Genomic DNA, 15,290 nt, shown 5'->3' with positions numbered 1-15,290 from the left:
TTTATTGGTTCAAATCTTGATTAGTTTAACTGCCTGGTCAGTGTCGCTGCAATAGAGGGGCAATCTTCTTCTCTACTGCTTCGCGGGCGCGAAAAATTCGCGAGCGCACCGTCCCAACCGGGCAATCCATCACTTCAGCAATGTCCTCATAGCTGAGCCCGTCGAGCTCACGCAAGGTCATTGCTGTCTTCAAATCTTCTGGCAATGCTTCAATCGCCGCAAAAACCGTTCGTTTCAACTCGTTGGACAACGTCAGATTCTCAGGGTTCGATATTTCTTTTAACGCACTGCCGGTCTCGTAAAATTCAGCGTCTTCAGCATCAACGTCTGTGGCTGGCGGCCGACGACTCTGGGCAACGATGTGGTTCTTCGCCGTGTTGACAGCGATTCTGTACAACCAGGTATAAAATGCACTCTCGCCTCTAAACGATGGCAGCGCTCGATAGGCCTTAATAAACGCCTCTTGAGCGACATCGGCAACGTCACCAGAATTATTGATATACCGAGATATCAGGTTGCACACCTTATTTTGATAACGAATCACCAATAAGTTAAATGCTTGCTTATCTCCGTTCTGAACTCGCTCTACAAGAACCTGATCAGTCTGCTCGTTCATTCGAGCGGCTACTCCCATTTGTTATTATGGCTCTTATCCTCACAGATATGAGCGTCATCTTGCTTTAGCAGTCACTACACCACCGCGTATGTGAGCACTTATTGTGACTCAGGCACTAAGTAAAAGTTCCACCTCGAGCCGAGAAATTTATTTCATGATGTTAATAGCGTGAGCTGGTTAAAATTACTGTTTGATATCAATATTGGGTCGATTCAATGACAAAAGCAACGGAAATCAACTGCTCTGAGCGACCTAAACTGCTAGTATACGAGGCGATTGATAAATTTGTGATGCGGTTTGCCTTGCCTTGATGCCAGGGCCAGACAACAACCGTACAGCCCCAGCTCAGGATGACCTGGGAGATTGGATTTGAAGTTATGAGTGAAAACCGAGAACATCAATGTGATGTGTTAGTCGTTGGCAGTGGTGCCGCAGGGCTTTCATTGGCGCTAAGAGTGGCCAACAAAGCCAAGGTCATGGTCTTAAGTAAAGGCCCTCGTAGTGAAGGGGCAACCTTTTACGCCCAAGGTGGTATCGCCGCCGTTTTTGATGAATCTGACAGCGTTGAGTCACACGTAGAGGACACCCTGATTGCCGGTGCTGGCTTGTGTGAGGCGGACACGGTCGAATTTATCGCCAAAAATGCTAAGAAATGTGTGCAATGGTTGATTGATGGTGGCGTGCCGTTCGATCGCGAAGAGGATGACTCGGACGACCAGCCACGCTATCACTTAACGCGCGAGGGCGGTCACAGTCACCGTCGTATTCTTCACGCTGCAGACGCCACCGGAATGGCAATGCAAACCTCGCTGCAAGATAATGCTCATAATCACCCTAATATCCACGTACTTGAACGCCATAATGCCCTAGATTTGGTTACCCAAATAGGCAGTGACGGGCAAAAGCGCGTGGTTGGCGCTTATATTTGGAACCGGATAAAAGAGCGCGTTGAAACCGTTAAGGCCAAATTCGTAGTACTGGCCACCGGTGGCGCTTCCAAAGTGTATCAGTACACCTCTAACCCCGATGTTTCATCGGGTGATGGTATCGCGATGGCGTGGCGCGCAGGATGTCGCGTGGCAAATCTTGAGTTTAACCAGTTCCATCCAACGTGCCTGTTCCATCCTGAGGCGCGTAATTTCCTTCTTACCGAGGCACTGCGTGGTGAAGGCGCCTACTTACGTCGCCCTGACGGCAGCCGCTTTATGCCTGACTTCGACGCGCGTGAAGAGCTCGCCCCACGTGATATCGTTGCGCGTGCGATAGACTTTGAGATGAAGCGCCTCGGTGCTGACTGTATGTACCTGGACATCAGCCACAAGCCAACCGCCTTTATCGAGAAACATTTCCCAACCATCCATTCTCGGTTGCTTGACCTTGGCATCGATATGACCCAAGAGCCGATCCCGATCGTGCCAGCGGCGCACTACACCTGTGGTGGTGTGATTGTTGACCAGCAAGGCTGTAGTGACATCAAAAACCTTTATGCGATTGGTGAAGTCAGCTATACCGGTTTGCATGGCGCTAATCGCATGGCCTCCAACTCACTGCTGGAGTGTGTAGTTTACGCTTGGTCTGCGGCCAAGGATGTTCTGCGCCACCTTGACCAGGTCGAGTGGGTCGACAAAATTCCAGCTTGGGATGAAAGTCAGGTCTCGTGTTCCGATGAAGAGGTGATCATCCAACACAACTGGCATGAGCTGCGCCTGTTTATGTGGGATTACATGGGCATCGTACGCACGGATAAACGCCTTGAGCGCGCGCTGCGCCGCATCCAACTTCTGCAACAAGAAACCCATGAGTACTACAGTAACTTTAAGGTCTCAAACAACCTGCTCGAGCTGCGTAACCTGCTGCAAGTCGCAGAGCTGATGGTACGCTGTGCGATGCAGCGTAAAGAGAGTCGTGGGTTGCATTACACGCTTGATTACCCTCAACCTGCGAAGGATAGCGGGCCGACGATTCTGGATCCGAGTCAACCGCTTAAATAAAGGGGCGAGATGCGGGGACGGGCATAGCCCTACGAGGGGCGAGGTATATGTCCTCGCCTTAGCCAGAGTAATAGTTGGCGGTAATCTTGATCTTTCATGCTGGTGCGCCAGAGAATCCAGCGCGTGTTGTTGCTTAGGGTGACAAGGACAAAAATGTCGGCATAACAGCACAATACGCGTTTAACACTCTGCGCGTGATAGGCCGTTAAATAGAAACCGACCTCACCGCTAGGGTCGATGCGTATTCGTCCAGACCAGCTCGGTGGGAAAATCGCTCGGGTTTTTACCAGCTGCCGCCAGATGTAGAGCAAACAAAAGCTAAGCGCGAGAGAAGGGGAAAAAACACACAGCGCCCAAATCAGCCATGGCGTCACAATCACCATCACCAGTTGGGCGCGAGAATCGGAGTTGGGTTGAGTACTAACGTACCTTGGACAAGTTATGGGCAACAATCTTGTCTACCATCGACGCGTGACTGAGGTTCTCACTGCGCCCATGCCCCATCACCCAACTGAACAGCTCAGGATCATCACACTCGAGAAGCGAGACAAAGTCCTGTTGCTCTGATTCAGTCAGTGAGTTAAAGCACTCTTCAAAAAACGGCATGATCACCACATCAAGCTCTAACATGCCACGGCGACACGCCCACTTAATACGCGCCTTGTCTTCTTGGGTATACATCGATAATCCTCTACCAATTGCAGTGTAATGAGTGTATCAACCCGCCCTGAAAAAGCCACAACCTAAATCACGTTCTGCCCAACCGAAGATTTTTTCTCACTGTGAACTTGAAGCAGCTTGATGCGCCCTCACATTGAGGATTACCATTAATAAAATCTTAACCATAAAGGTCACGCGCGCATGGATTGGAATCAGCTCAACACACCGTTACCCCTCACCCCTGAAGAGGCGCTCCCGGCGCTGTCTTTATGTCACCTAAACCAGTTGGGGCTTATCACCCTATCCGGTGACGACCGAAAGTCGTACCTTCAAGGTCAAGTTACCTGTGATGTGGTGTCGCTTGCCACTGAACAATCGACGCTCGGTGGACATTGTGATGCCAAGGGCAAGCTATGGTCGGCTTTTCGTCTCTTCCACCATGGTGAGACCTACGCCATGCTCCAGCCACAGTCAGCGGTGGATAGGGAGCTCGCTGAGCTAAAAAAATACGCGGTATTTTCCAAGGTCACCATCGAAGTTAGTCAAGACACCTTGCTGGGTGTTATCGGTGATCAAGCCGAGCAATTTGTCGATCAACTGAGTGAAGACCGTGGCGACGTGCGTCAGATCACAGGCGGCACGGCAGTCAAAGTCGGCCAGCAGCGCTGGTTACTGGCGCTTGAACCAACCCAAGCCGGCGAGCTTGCTAAGCTCCACCCTTCGCTTTGGGTAGATAGCGCACTCTGGACCTTGGTGGATATCCGCGAGGCTCAACCGGTTGTTGAAGACTTCATGCAAAATGAGCACATCCCACAGGCACTCAACCTGCACGCTGTTGGGGGGATCAGCTTCTCTAAAGGCTGCTACACCGGTCAAGAGACAGTCGCACGCGCCAAATACCGCGGTATGAACAAACGCCAGATGGTGATCGTGCAAAGCACAACCGCAGAAACGCTTGAGCAGGAGGTTATCTTAGAGCGCTCTGTGGGTGAGAACTGGCGTGCGCTTGGTCGCCTGCTATGTCACTATCAATTTGCTGATGGCCGAGTCATTGGCCTGGCGATTGTGCCCAATAACCTTGAGCCAGATACCCAGCTCCGTCTTGCTCAGCAAGCCGAGAGTCACTGGCAATTATTACCTCTACCCTACAGCCTAGACGATGAGTGAGCCGTTTCGCACTCCACTGATGGACTTCCTCGATCAACAGCAGGTGAGTTATCGCCTGCTGAACCAGAAGCAGGAAACCATCACAATCGAAGACACAGCGCAAGCCAGGGGCATTGATAGTCAGCAAATGGTCAAGTCTATTCTGTTGCGGGATATGTCAGATCGCTACGCGCTGGCTTGCGTACCTGGGGATCAAAGCGTTGACCCGAAAAAAGTCCGAGCCCTGCTTGGCTGGCGGCGAATGACCTGTGTTGATCACAGCCAACTTGAGGCGATCACTGGCTATCAACTTGGCTGCGTTGCCCCGCTGAGACTTAAGCAACCGATGCCGATTATTCTCGATAAGCGCTTTGATTCGCAGCAGGTGGTCTCCATCAGCAGTGGCACGCGACTGGCCGGGCTTGCGATTGAGCTAGCCGATCTGGTCCGCCTTTGCTCACCGAGTTGTGGTGATATCTGCCGCGATTAACGACTTAAAAACCGGATAAGACTCTGTCACACCGACCAAAGTGCATCACTCGTCACACTTTTCTTACTCATTAATGACGTGGATATTTATAGACAAAATAGATGTAGCATAATGGTTAAAAATTCGTTAACGTAATCGTGTTGATGAGGAGTTTTGCGGTATCCGCCCAAGTGTGACTTGGACATCAATCAAAGTGAATCCACTGATTATTCAGAAAAATCCACTTTTGTGTTATGCATCTGTGACTATTCACCCGCACACTTCACTGTGCGGGCTTTTTTTCACCGCTCGCTAACACTATTTCTGCCCCATCCCCCCGCAGCTATTGGGCCCGCTCACTAGGCGGTAATAATAGAGTTAGAAATCAGAAAAAAACTTGAGGGGCAGGTCACGCAAAATGGAACTTATGACCTAAAAATTGTCTGACAAAGCACAAATATCCGAACGGGTTTGTTTTTGTAACCGATACGTCCAATAAATCACACTTTTTTGGAGACGACTTTCTTATAATTGTCCGGCACTCGCGAATAAGGAAAATGTATAAATGAGACTGTTCAAACGCTATCTCCCAGGCTTAATAGCGAAACACGTAACTCGATTGTTCAAAGGAAGAATATACATCAACGGCATCGGCAAGTTTGAATTTGACCAAGGTAAATTGGTCCTGCCAGAGAAGGCAGATCAGCGCCATTTTCGCGCTGTCAATGAGGTCAACAGCGAGGTAATGAAACTCAGGTTGGCTTACTAGATTTGGTAAAAAGGAGACCTCAAGGTCTCCTTTTTCATCTGTGTCACTCTTAAGGTTTCACTGAGTGGTAGTCGGGACGAGCTAAGGCCGGTAGGTCACCTTTTAATCCCAGAGCACGCTTCATAATCTCATCTTTGGCCCCCGGTAAATGACCAATAAACTGCATTCCGAGACCTCGAACGAGTTTTTTCGCCGGATTGCCACCACTAAACAAGTCACGAAAACCCTGCATTGCCGCAATCATTTTCGCCGCTTCCGCCTTGCGCCAACGCTCGTAGCGACGAAGCTGCTGGCGATTGCCGATATCTTTACCCTCTGCCCACAGGCGCTCAATTTCCTGAGCAAGACTGGCAGCATCGAGCAAACCAAGATTGACGCCTTGGCCTGCTAATGGATGAATGGTATGCGCCGCATCCCCCACCAGCGCCACTCGCTGGGCGACAAAATCGCGCGCGTAGCGCATTTTGAGCGGGAACGCAGCACGCTCGCCCTCGACTTGGCACAAGCCCAACTTGTTATCAAACTGAACCATCAGCGCCTTATTAAACTCACTGTCACTCATCGCCATTAACTGCTCAGCGCGATTCGGCTCAATCGACCAGACAATCGAGCTAAGGTGAGGGGGCTGTAGGGGCAGAAATGCCAACGGTCCTTGAGGCGTAAAGATTTGCCGCGCCACTTTGTTGTGTGGCTCTGCGGTGCGCACATTAGCCACTATAGCGCTGTGACCGTAATCCCAACTGGTGAGTGGGATATCTGACTGCTTGCGCACCCAGGAATTAGCACCATCGGCGCCTACTACCAGCTTTGCCGTCAGTGACTGCCCGTTATCTAGCGTCAGCCATGCCTCACGCTCACTCATGACCATCGACTGGCAACGCGTGGCAACAAAAAGGCTGACATTGGCTTGGTTTTTAACTTGCTCGAGCAAGGCCAACTGCACTATACAATTCTCGACAATATGCCCAAGGTCTGGCTGAGCAAGGTGCTTGGCATTAAACTCTATCCGAGCAAAACTATCTCGCTCCCACACCTCCATCGCCATATACGGAGAAAGACGTCGACTGGCGATACCCTGCCATGCGCCAATATTCTCTAGCACCATTTCGCTTGAGCGACTCAGCGCTGATACGCGCACATCTGGCAGCTCACTCAGTTCACTTTGTGGCTCCTGCCCCTCGATGACCGCAATCCTGAGATCGGTGTTTTTCAACGCCGCCGCGAGCGTGAGTCCAACCATTCCACCGCCAACAATAGCGATATCGACACTTTGCATCATAGTTACTTCCTTAAATTAGCGCGCGACTAAGCCCAACGTGCGCTGTAATAACGGCTGTTTGAGCGGGGGCAAATTATCAGCCGCCAGTAAACCTAGGTTACGCCCCAAGCGAGTTGACCACCAGTCATTGGAAAAAAGTCTAACCAAACCTGAGGTGAGAGCCATGGTGGCGGTGCGATCGTATCCACGTCGAGCTTGATACGTAGACAGTATTGAGTAGTCACCGAGATCATCCAACCCCGAATGATAAGCCGCGGCGATTTCATCGACCAAGCTCGCCACGTCACGAATACCAAGATTAAACCCCTGTCCTGCGATCGGATGCAGGGCTTGGGCGGCATTACCCACGACAGCAAAACGATGAGAAACAATCTGTTCACGGTAGCGCAACATTAATGGATAGGCGCTACGCTGCCCCGTTGCGGTCAATGCGCCAAGACGCCAGCCAAAGGCCTGCTGTAACTGGTGTAAAAACGCCTCATCACCAAGCTTCATCACGCTATCAATTTGCTCCGGTGGCAAGCACCAGACCAAAGACATCCGGTTGTCCGTCATCGGCAGCAACGCCACCGGTCCGTGCTCAGTAAAGCGCTCAAACGCGCGGTTTTGATGCGGCTGCTGACAAACGATATTGGCGATAATAGCGGATTGATTAAAATCGACACACTCTTGAGCAAGATTCAGCATGGCGCAGCAGTCTGAGTCTGCACCGTCAGCAGAAACCAGCAGCTTAGTCTCAAGCGACTCTCCAGAGTCTAAGTCGAGGGCAACATAATCCGAATGGCGAGTAATTTGGCTAATCGCATCAGGGCACAACAGCTCAATATTGGGGGCCAGAGAAATCAATTGATGGAAGGCATGCCCGACATCCGCCAACTCGACCACATAGCCTAGTGCTGGGACAGGAATATCGTCACTCGCAATCTCAGTCATGCCGAGGTGGGCACGATCCGAGACATGAATGTGCTTGATGGCGGTGGCCTTATCTTGAATGCTCTCCCACAACTGGTAGCCACGCAAGATCTCTACCGTACCATGAGCCAGAGCAATCGCCCGCGCATCAAAGCCAGGGTGCTGAGTATGATCAACCTGGTAAGACTCAACGATGGCGATCGAGACTTTTCCTGCCAAAGCGTGATTGAGTGCCAATGCCAGGGTTGCGCCCGCCATAGCACCACCCGAGATCACGATATCGAACTGTTTGACCATACTGCCTATCCTTTTGCTGCTCTTTTTGCCTAGGGAACTGGTTAGTGGAGAGTTGGCTTTTCAGCGTCCTGACTTGGCTTTTGCCCAAGCTCAGCGTGAACCGTCAACACACATGCTTTGACGTGCTCAATCACCTGCTCGAGCAGGAGCGCCTGCTCTTCCATATCGTCGTCTTCATCAATACCAAGCTTAGCAATCTCCTCGAGGTCGCTCAGCGCCTCTTTGGCATCGCTGCTCAGTTTTGACAAACTGTTGCTAGCCAGACCCAACCCAGAGATAAAATGGTTGACCCACTCTGCCACAGAGTCCGCCACCTCCATGAGCGTGGCCTCTTCGTCTTCAGGCAACAACAAGGTGATCTCCATACCACTGCCCATCAGTTCGGTCTTGCTGAGATCAAAACTTGCCTGAGCAATAGACAGGGCCGTTTGAGGCCAACCCATCCCCTCATTGGTATAATCGAATAGTGCCCCGTGCCAACTCTGGTCATTCACATTGATTCCGCCACTGATCATCCCCACCAGCAAACCGTGCATCTCCGCTGGAGAAATGGCCACAGAAGACTGCTGTAAGGTTTGCGCAGCATCGAAGTATGAAGGTAGTGAGTTCGTTGTCATGGTCAACCCCAGTGTTATTTTGTTGAGCACACATCCTACCATTTTCACTACAGAGCAGAAACTCTCGCGCTGAGAATTGATTAGTGCTTAATCGAAGCGAGCACGAACTAACCCAGAAGTGTTCGTTCGCTTACGCTTTCACCACCCAAGCAGAGGAAAAGCTTGAATCTTAATGGGGGTTTTTCTATAGTTTTCTCCTCGGTCACCCAAGGTTGGGCGACCAAACAGCGCGAAACGAGTTAAGTCATCATGAGTAGCCAAGCGGTAGAAGTAGAGATTTTAGGTAAGCTAACCCGAGTCAATTGCCCGGCCGGACAAGAAGAGTCTCTCGCCCAGGCCGCACGTGACTTGGACAGTCGTCTCAAAGAGATGAGCTCAAAAACCAAGATCACCAATGAAGTGCAACTGCTGACGTTTACAGCATTGAACATCTGCTATGAACTGCATAACAAAGGTGGTGAGGCTGAGCAAAATTTGGCGTCGGTGACGAAAAAGCTTGAACAGCTCACGCTTTCCATCGACAATGCGCTTACCAACGTGAAGCAAGGAACGCAACACAGCGAATAAGACTGATAGGCTCTGGCCTGTTAGCGACAATTTACCCTGGAGTGTGCGTCAGCGGGATGTAAGTCCCTGAGCCGATAAGCAATACTAAAGGGTTAGTACTTGATAGCTATTGAGCAAGCTCGGCTCGTACCGAGAAGCCTACGGTTAACATTGCTGATCCGCCTTGAACCAGCTGGTTCAAGGGCCACCTTCCCCAACGGCACTCTGGGGTATCCTCTCGATACCCGCTTTTATTTAGCAAGGGTAATCCATGGCCTCAAGTCATTCAGCCAATCCATCCATGCCGAAAACCGATACGCGCAACCAACTGCGCAAGCAAATTCGTGTTAGGCGCAATCAACTTGCCAGCGATGAGCAGTACCAAGCCAGCATAGACTTGATCGCCCAGGTCATGGCTACGCCAGAAGTAGCGCAAGCACAGCATATCGCACTGTATATCGCCACTGATGGTGAGTTAGATACCCAGCCCTTGATTGAAGCACTATGGCAAGCCGGCAAGTCGGTTTATGTCCCTGTCATTCATCCCTTTGCCAAGGGTCACTTACTGTTTCTCGCTTATACGCCAGACTCTGACCTGTGCTATAACCGCTACGGTATCATCGAGCCAAGGCTGACGCTTGACGCAATCATCCCAGTGGCGAAGCTCGATTTGATCTTCACGCCTTTGGTCGCCTTCGATGCACAGGGTCAACGCTTGGGTATGGGCGGCGGTTATTATGACCGTACCCTCGCCCAATGGGAAAACACTACAGATGGCCCAAAAGCAATCGGCCTTGCCCATGACTGTCAACGCGTCGAGCAGTTGCCTGTTGAAAGCTGGGATGTGCCGCTAGACAAAATCATCACTCCAACCCAGATTTGGGCATGGAAATCCTAGGTTTATATCGCTACACCAAGTGATCTCAAGATACAGACTACAGAGTCAATATACAGGCTCATACAAGATATAAATGCCGGTAGAAATGGTAGGCCCCTTTTAAAGTCATTTGACGCGGAAATGAGCCTGTATATTGAGTTTACTTGGGTATATAATCCCACCCAAACGATTGCGTAGGCGATTATTTACTCAAACCCTGGAGATGAGCATGACTCAAGATGAAATGAAAAAAGCGGCGGGCTGGGCTGCGCTGGACTATGTAGAGAAAGGTGGAATTGTTGGTGTAGGCACCGGCTCTACGGTCAACCACTTCATCGATGCTCTTGGCACAATCAAAGATGAGATCAAAGGTGCCGTTTCAAGCTCGGTTGCCTCAACAGAGAAACTGCAAGCACTAGGCATTCCAGTATTTGACTGTAATGACGTTGAGAAACTTAACGTTTATGTCGATGGCGCTGATGAGATCAACCCAACTCGCGACATGATCAAGGGCGGTGGTGCCGCGCTGACGCGTGAGAAGATCGTCGCGGCAATCTCAGATAAGTTTGTCTGCATCGTTGATGGCACTAAGGCCGTTGACGTACTGGGTAAGTTCCCACTTCCAGTTGAAGTTATTCCAATGGCCCGTGAGCATGTGGCGCGCGAGCTAACCAAACTTGGCGGTCAGCCCGTGTATCGCGAAGGCGTGGTAACAGATAACGGCTGTGACATTCTTGATGTTCACGGTTTGGCTATCACTGATCCCAAAGCCCTTGAGATCACCATCAATGCGATCGTGGGTGTGGTCACTGTAGGCCTGTTCGCTGATCGCGGTGCTGACGTGGTGATCACGGGTACCCCTGAGGGTGCAAAAATCGAGGACTAATCTCGACAATTCTGGATAAATTACAGTTTTTTGTGACTTGATGACCAAACGGCGCCCCAGGGCGCCGTTTTTTGTCGTTTTCAGGCGAAAAGTTAGTTCTTATTCCGTAATTTTCTTACCCATGACAAATAATTTCTGATAGTTTAATAGCCAGATAACGCACAAGGATGAACAGAAACTGATCGAAAAGGCACGTTTCTCAAGGTTGGAACCGTTTGTTCCAAGTGCGCCCCACCTTTAGCATTTTAAGGACGAAATCAATGGCCAAAGTTTCACTGGAAAAAGAGAAGATCAAGATACTGCTACTTGAGGGTCTCCACCCTTCTTCAGTAGAGGTTTTGCAAGGTGCAGGCTACACCAATATCGAATATCACAAGGGCTCGCTATCAGAGGACGAGCTGCTAGAGAAGGTCAAAGACGCTCACTTTATCGGCATTCGCTCGCGGACCAATCTTAGTGAGCAAGTGATTAATGCGGCTGAAAAACTCGTGGCGATCGGTTGTTTCTGTATCGGTACCAACCAGGTTGATTTAAGCGCCGCAGCCAAGCGTGGTATCCCTGTATTCAACGCACCCTTCTCTAACACGCGCAGTGTCGCAGAGTTGGTACTCGGACAGATCCTACTTCTCCTGCGCGGTATTCCAGAAAAGAATGCCCTGGCTCACCGCGGCGTTTGGAAAAAAAGTGCCGATAGCTCTTATGAGGCGCGCGGCAAGCGCCTGGGTATCATTGGCTACGGTCACATTGGTACCCAGCTAGGTATCATCGCGGAAAACCTCGGAATGCGCGTCTACTACTACGACATCGAGAACAAGCTCTCACTGGGTAACGCCACTCAAGTACACACCATGACTGAGCTGCTCAATAAGTGTGATGTGATCTCACTGCACGTACCTGAGACAGCCGGAACCAAGAACATGATGGCCGCTGAGCAGTTTGAGCTGATGAAGCCAGGCTCTATCTTTATCAACGCCGCACGTGGCACCGTGGTGGATATTCCTGCCTTGGCCGCAGCGATTGAATCGGGTCACTTAGCAGGGGCGGCGGTGGACGTGTTCCCTACCGAGCCAAAAACTAACGCCGATACCTTTGAGTCGCCACTGCAGCCATTTGACAATGTGATCCTAACCCCACACGTTGGTGGTTCAACCCAAGAAGCGCAGGAAAACATTGGGGTTGAGGTCGCGGGTAAACTGGCTAAGTACTCTGACAATGGCTCAACTCTATCGAGCGTCAACTTCCCAGAGGTTTCTCTGCCAGAGCATCGCGAGTGTTCGCGCATATTGCACATCCACAAAAACCGCCCAGGTATCCTGACGCAAATCAACACCATCTTTGCCGAGGATGGCATTAACATCGCCGCGCAGTATCTACAAACTTCTGCTGAGATTGGCTATGTCGTGATTGATGTCGAGACCAGCCGTGCAGTTGAAGCGCTGGACAAGCTTAAGGGCATCGAGGGCACCATTCGCGCTCGTGTTCTGCACTCATAAATGACTGCGCCAATAAGTTACTGAGCTAAATTATTGCTGGACATAACAAAGGCCACCTTGCGGTGGCCTTATTGTTTTAACATTAGGACTAGATATTAGGCTTTGAGAGCTCGTTCACCACGGGCGATACCGACTACACCACTGCGTGCAACTTCAATCACATCCGTCACCTCTGAGATCGCCTCAATAAAGGCATCCAGTTTCTCACTCGCCCCAGTCAATTGAACCGTGTACTGCGAGTTGGTGATATCAACAATCTGGCCGCGGAAGATATCAGTAGTACGCTTGACCTCGGCGCGAGCGAACCCAGACGCCTTGACCTTGACCATCATCAGCTCACGCTCAATATGCTCAAGCTCCGACACCTCTTGCACCTTAAGCACATCAATCAGTTTATGCAGCTGCTTTTGGATCTGCTCAAGCTGCATCTCATCCGACAGCGTGGTGATATTGAGACGCGACAGCGTCTCATCATCGGTGGGTGAGACCGTCAATGACTCGATGTTATAGCCGCGCTGAGAGAACAACCCCACGACGCGAGACAAAGCACCCGGCTGGTTTTCTAGTAGTAATGAAATGATATGTCTCATATTAGGTTCTCTCCGTCTTGCTCAGCCACATGTTGTTCATCCCTTCCCCTTTGATCTGCATTGGGTAGACATGCTCTGTTTCATCGACGTTGATATCGACAAACACCAGGCGATCTTTCATATCCAATGCGCGCTGCAAGCCAGCCTCAAGCTGGTCTGGGGTTTCAATCCGAATACCCACGTGACCGTAAGCCTCAGCAATAGCAGCAAAGTCGGGAACAGAACTCATGTAAGAGTTGGAGTGACGGCCTTGATAGATAATATCTTGCCACTGTTTAACCATACCGAGAAAGCGGTTGTTAAGGTTGATGATCTTAACCGGAATATCGTACTGCATCGCCGTCGACAGCTCTTGGATATTCATCTGAATACTGCCATCACCCGTGACCACAACCACCTCTTCTTCAGGCTTGGCAAACTTAACCCCCATACCTGCAGGCAAGCCATAGCCCATGGTGCCTAGGCCACCAGAGTTAATCCAGCGGCGTGGCTTATTAAACGGATAGTAGAGTGCAGCAAACATCTGATGCTGACCGACATCAGAGGCAACATAGGCATCGCCATTAGTCAGTTTGTGTAGCGTCTCAATCACCTGCTGCGGCTTGATTCGCTCAGAGGTCGTGTCATAGGCCAAGCATTGGCGTGCGCGCCACTGCTCGATATCCTGCCACCACAGCTCAATCGCTTGTTGATCGTTAGTTTGTGGTTTGTCATGCAACAGCCCTACCATAGTAGCCAACACTTTCTCCGCTGAGCCAACGATCGGTAGATCCACCTTTACGTTCTTGGAGATCGATGATGGATCGATATCGATGTGCATGATCTTGGCGTTGGGACAATACTTCTCAAGATTGTTGGTCGTACGATCATCAAATCGCACCCCAATACCAAAGATCAAGTCTGCCTCGTGCATGGCCATGTTAGCTTCATAGGTACCATGCATGCCAAGCATGCCTAGTGAATTCTTGTGCGTGCCTGGAAAGGCGCCAAGCCCCATTAAGGTGCTGACTACTGGCAGGTTAAGCTGGTCTGATAGCTCACGAATGTACTCATGCGCCTCAGAAATGATGGCACCACCACCGACATACAACACCGGTTTTTTCGCCTCAACCAATGCCTTGAGTGCTTTTTTGATCTGTCCCTTGTGACCCGCAGTTGTGGGGTTGTAAGAGCGCAGTTTGATGGTTTCAGGGTATTGATACGGGAATTTGATCTGCGGGTTCATCACATCCTTGGGCAGATCGATCACCACTGGGCCTGGACGTCCAGTGTTGGCAATGTAAAAGGCTTTTTTTATCGTTTCCGGGATATCCTCGGCTTTCTTTACCAGAAAGCTGTGTTTTACCACCGGACGGGAAACCCCCACGATGTCACACTCTTGGAAAGCATCATTACCAATAAGGTTGTTGGGTACATTACCCGAAATCACGATCATCGGGATCGAGTCCATATAGGCGGTCGCAATTCCTGTAATGGTATTGGTCGCTCCGGGCCCTGAACATACCAGTACCACACCGGTCTTGCCCGTCGCGCGCGCGTAGCCATCGGCCATGTGCGTTGCGGCTTGTTCATGGCGCACTAGAACGTGTTTGATGTAGTCGGTTTTTGCGTGCAGGGCATCATAGATATCCAAAACGGACCCACCTGGGTATCCAAATATTTGCTCTACGCCCTCTTCGATCAGTGATTGCACCACCATTTCAGCACCTGATAATTGAGCAAGCGCCTGCGTCCCGTGGCCATCATCGCGAGATATGTCGGTCATATTGTTCTCCTTAACCAGCTCCCCAAATTACACTTGTACGCAGCAGATTTGGACTGGTTTCACATAGTCTAGGTCTTATTTGTAGCCTAATTATTAAAAACATCAGTTTGGCTATGCCTTGAGCCTGTCATAACAAGCAGTCAAGTTACCTAACAAATGTAACTGTTTCTTTGCAAGGTTGCGAACCCAACCCAGCTCACAGACAGCGGATAATCTGGCAATAGAGAGCAGACTTAGAGATAGGTTATGAACAATCGAACATATTCAGCGAGTAACACTAAAATCCTCCTAAAGACGAAACTTACGTCTAAAAAAAGGTGCGAGGTACGGGGACGGGCGTTGCCCTACGAGTGGCGAGGAAAACACCGCGCGTGGTG

General features: G+C 50.5%; 15 protein-coding genes and 1 other RNA gene. 9 read left to right on the top strand and 7 right to left on the bottom strand.

Annotated features, from left to right (window positions below):
* Positions 1–37 precede the first annotated feature (37 nt).
* Positions 38–616, bottom strand: coding sequence for an RNA polymerase sigma factor RpoE (rpoE, locus tag ACSTTG_RS22335; protein ID WP_438461309.1), 579 nt, complete (start codon positions 614–616; stop codon positions 38–40).
* Between the two features lie 377 nt (positions 617–993).
* Here rpoE and nadB point away from each other — a divergent pair, with 377 nt between their 5' ends.
* Positions 994–2,607: an L-aspartate oxidase gene (gene nadB / locus ACSTTG_RS22330; protein ID WP_438461310.1), complete on the top strand. Its 1,614-nt coding sequence runs from the start codon at positions 994–996 to the stop codon at positions 2,605–2,607.
* A gap of 420 nt (positions 2,608–3,027) precedes the next feature.
* Here the strand turns inward: nadB and ACSTTG_RS22325 are convergent, their stop codons facing one another.
* Positions 3,028–3,288 (bottom strand): FAD assembly factor SdhE, encoded by a 261-nt coding sequence (locus ACSTTG_RS22325; protein WP_438461311.1) that lies wholly within the window; start codon positions 3,286–3,288, stop codon positions 3,028–3,030.
* Between the two features lie 180 nt (positions 3,289–3,468).
* Between ACSTTG_RS22325 and ygfZ the strand changes: the two genes are divergently transcribed.
* The 3 genes from ygfZ (at position 3,469) to ACSTTG_RS22310 (ending at position 5,651) form a co-directional block, all read left to right on the top strand.
* On the top strand, positions 3,469–4,434 hold the full coding sequence (gene ygfZ / locus ACSTTG_RS22320; RefSeq protein WP_438476399.1) for a tRNA-modifying protein YgfZ: 966 nt from the start codon (positions 3,469–3,471) through the stop codon (positions 4,432–4,434).
* Positions 4,427–4,903, top strand: a complete 477-nt coding sequence (locus ACSTTG_RS22315; RefSeq protein WP_438461313.1) for an aminoacyl-tRNA deacylase — start codon at positions 4,427–4,429, stop codon at positions 4,901–4,903. The genes ygfZ and ACSTTG_RS22315 overlap by 8 nt, the downstream gene beginning before the upstream one ends.
* A gap of 544 nt (positions 4,904–5,447) precedes the next feature.
* A complete protein-coding gene (locus tag ACSTTG_RS22310; RefSeq protein WP_438461314.1) occupies positions 5,448–5,651 on the top strand; it encodes a DUF1107 domain-containing protein in 204 nt (67 codons plus the stop codon).
* 49 nt (positions 5,652–5,700) lie between these two features.
* On the opposite strand, the gene ACSTTG_RS22305 is transcribed toward ACSTTG_RS22310, so the two are convergent.
* Genes ACSTTG_RS22305 through ACSTTG_RS22295 form a run of 3 tightly spaced genes read right to left on the bottom strand, consistent with a single transcriptional unit; the run spans position 5,701 to position 8,756 of the window.
* Complete coding sequence (locus ACSTTG_RS22305) at positions 5,701–6,930, bottom strand: FAD-dependent 2-octaprenylphenol hydroxylase (protein WP_438476397.1); 1,230 nt, start codon at positions 6,928–6,930, stop codon at positions 5,701–5,703.
* A gap of 15 nt (positions 6,931–6,945) precedes the next feature.
* A complete protein-coding gene (ubiH, locus tag ACSTTG_RS22300; protein ID WP_438476395.1) occupies positions 6,946–8,139 on the bottom strand; it encodes a 2-octaprenyl-6-methoxyphenyl hydroxylase in 1,194 nt (397 codons plus the stop codon).
* 41 nt (positions 8,140–8,180) lie between these two features.
* Complete coding sequence (locus ACSTTG_RS22295) at positions 8,181–8,756, bottom strand: YecA/YgfB family protein (RefSeq protein WP_438461317.1); 576 nt, start codon at positions 8,754–8,756, stop codon at positions 8,181–8,183.
* A gap of 249 nt (positions 8,757–9,005) precedes the next feature.
* Between ACSTTG_RS22295 and ACSTTG_RS22290 the strand changes: the two genes are divergently transcribed.
* The 5 genes from ACSTTG_RS22290 to serA all read left to right on the top strand — a co-directional run bounded on the left by ACSTTG_RS22290 (position 9,006) and on the right by serA (position 12,558).
* On the top strand, positions 9,006–9,323 hold the full coding sequence (locus tag ACSTTG_RS22290) for a cell division protein ZapA (protein WP_438461318.1): 318 nt from the start codon (positions 9,006–9,008) through the stop codon (positions 9,321–9,323).
* Between the two features lie 30 nt (positions 9,324–9,353).
* Positions 9,354–9,538, top strand: a non-coding RNA gene (ssrS, locus tag ACSTTG_RS22285) — 6S RNA.
* 35 nt (positions 9,539–9,573) lie between these two features.
* Positions 9,574–10,200: a 5-formyltetrahydrofolate cyclo-ligase gene (locus ACSTTG_RS22280; RefSeq protein ID WP_438461319.1), complete on the top strand. Its 627-nt coding sequence runs from the start codon at positions 9,574–9,576 to the stop codon at positions 10,198–10,200.
* 208 nt (positions 10,201–10,408) lie between these two features.
* On the top strand, positions 10,409–11,065 hold the full coding sequence (rpiA, locus tag ACSTTG_RS22275; protein ID WP_438461320.1) for a ribose-5-phosphate isomerase RpiA: 657 nt from the start codon (positions 10,409–10,411) through the stop codon (positions 11,063–11,065).
* 260 nt (positions 11,066–11,325) lie between these two features.
* Entirely contained in the window at positions 11,326–12,558 is a 1,233-nt protein-coding gene (gene serA, locus ACSTTG_RS22270; RefSeq protein ID WP_438461321.1) for a phosphoglycerate dehydrogenase, read from the top strand.
* Positions 12,559–12,653: 95 nt separating this feature from the next.
* Here the strand turns inward: serA and ilvN are convergent, their stop codons facing one another.
* Positions 12,654–13,148, bottom strand: a complete 495-nt coding sequence (gene ilvN / locus ACSTTG_RS22265; protein ID WP_438461322.1) for an acetolactate synthase small subunit — start codon at positions 13,146–13,148, stop codon at positions 12,654–12,656.
* A gap of 1 nt (position 13,149) precedes the next feature.
* Positions 13,150–14,913, bottom strand: coding sequence for an acetolactate synthase 3 large subunit (locus ACSTTG_RS22260; protein ID WP_438476393.1), 1,764 nt, complete (start codon positions 14,911–14,913; stop codon positions 13,150–13,152).
* Between the last annotated feature and the right edge of the window lie 377 nt (positions 14,914–15,290).

It is taken from the genome of Vibrio glycogenivorans (assembly GCF_051660965.1).
In the GTDB taxonomy this organism is placed as follows: domain Bacteria; phylum Pseudomonadota; class Gammaproteobacteria; order Enterobacterales; family Vibrionaceae; genus Vibrio.
Note: the sequence above shows the minus strand (reverse complement) of the source record. Positions and strands in the feature narration are given on the sequence as shown.

Excerpts from the sequence above, each read along its gene's own strand:
- ygfZ (WP_438476399.1), top strand. The coding sequence starts at position 3,469 with ATGGATTGGAATCAGCTCAACACACCGTTACCCCTCACCCCTGAAGAG.
- ACSTTG_RS22260 (WP_438476393.1), bottom strand. The coding sequence starts at position 14,913 with ATGACCGACATATCTCGCGATGATGGCCACGGGACGCAGGCGCTTGCT.
- ACSTTG_RS22315 (WP_438461313.1), top strand. The coding sequence starts at position 4,427 with ATGAGTGAGCCGTTTCGCACTCCACTGATGGACTTCCTCGATCAACAG.
- ACSTTG_RS22305 (WP_438476397.1), bottom strand. The coding sequence starts at position 6,930 with ATGATGCAAAGTGTCGATATCGCTATTGTTGGCGGTGGAATGGTTGGA.
- rpiA (WP_438461320.1), top strand. The coding sequence starts at position 10,409 with ATGACTCAAGATGAAATGAAAAAAGCGGCGGGCTGGGCTGCGCTGGAC.
- ACSTTG_RS22310 (WP_438461314.1), top strand. The coding sequence starts at position 5,448 with ATGAGACTGTTCAAACGCTATCTCCCAGGCTTAATAGCGAAACACGTA.
- nadB (WP_438461310.1), top strand. The coding sequence starts at position 994 with ATGAGTGAAAACCGAGAACATCAATGTGATGTGTTAGTCGTTGGCAGT.
- ACSTTG_RS22325 (WP_438461311.1), bottom strand. The coding sequence starts at position 3,288 with ATGTATACCCAAGAAGACAAGGCGCGTATTAAGTGGGCGTGTCGCCGT.
- ilvN (WP_438461322.1), bottom strand. The coding sequence starts at position 13,148 with ATGAGACATATCATTTCATTACTACTAGAAAACCAGCCGGGTGCTTTG.
- serA (WP_438461321.1), top strand. The coding sequence starts at position 11,326 with ATGGCCAAAGTTTCACTGGAAAAAGAGAAGATCAAGATACTGCTACTT.
- ubiH (WP_438476395.1), bottom strand. The coding sequence starts at position 8,139 with ATGGTCAAACAGTTCGATATCGTGATCTCGGGTGGTGCTATGGCGGGC.
- rpoE (WP_438461309.1), bottom strand. The coding sequence starts at position 616 with ATGAACGAGCAGACTGATCAGGTTCTTGTAGAGCGAGTTCAGAACGGA.
- ACSTTG_RS22295 (WP_438461317.1), bottom strand. The coding sequence starts at position 8,756 with ATGACAACGAACTCACTACCTTCATACTTCGATGCTGCGCAAACCTTA.
- ACSTTG_RS22290 (WP_438461318.1), top strand. The coding sequence starts at position 9,006 with ATGAGTAGCCAAGCGGTAGAAGTAGAGATTTTAGGTAAGCTAACCCGA.
- ACSTTG_RS22280 (WP_438461319.1), top strand. The coding sequence starts at position 9,574 with ATGGCCTCAAGTCATTCAGCCAATCCATCCATGCCGAAAACCGATACG.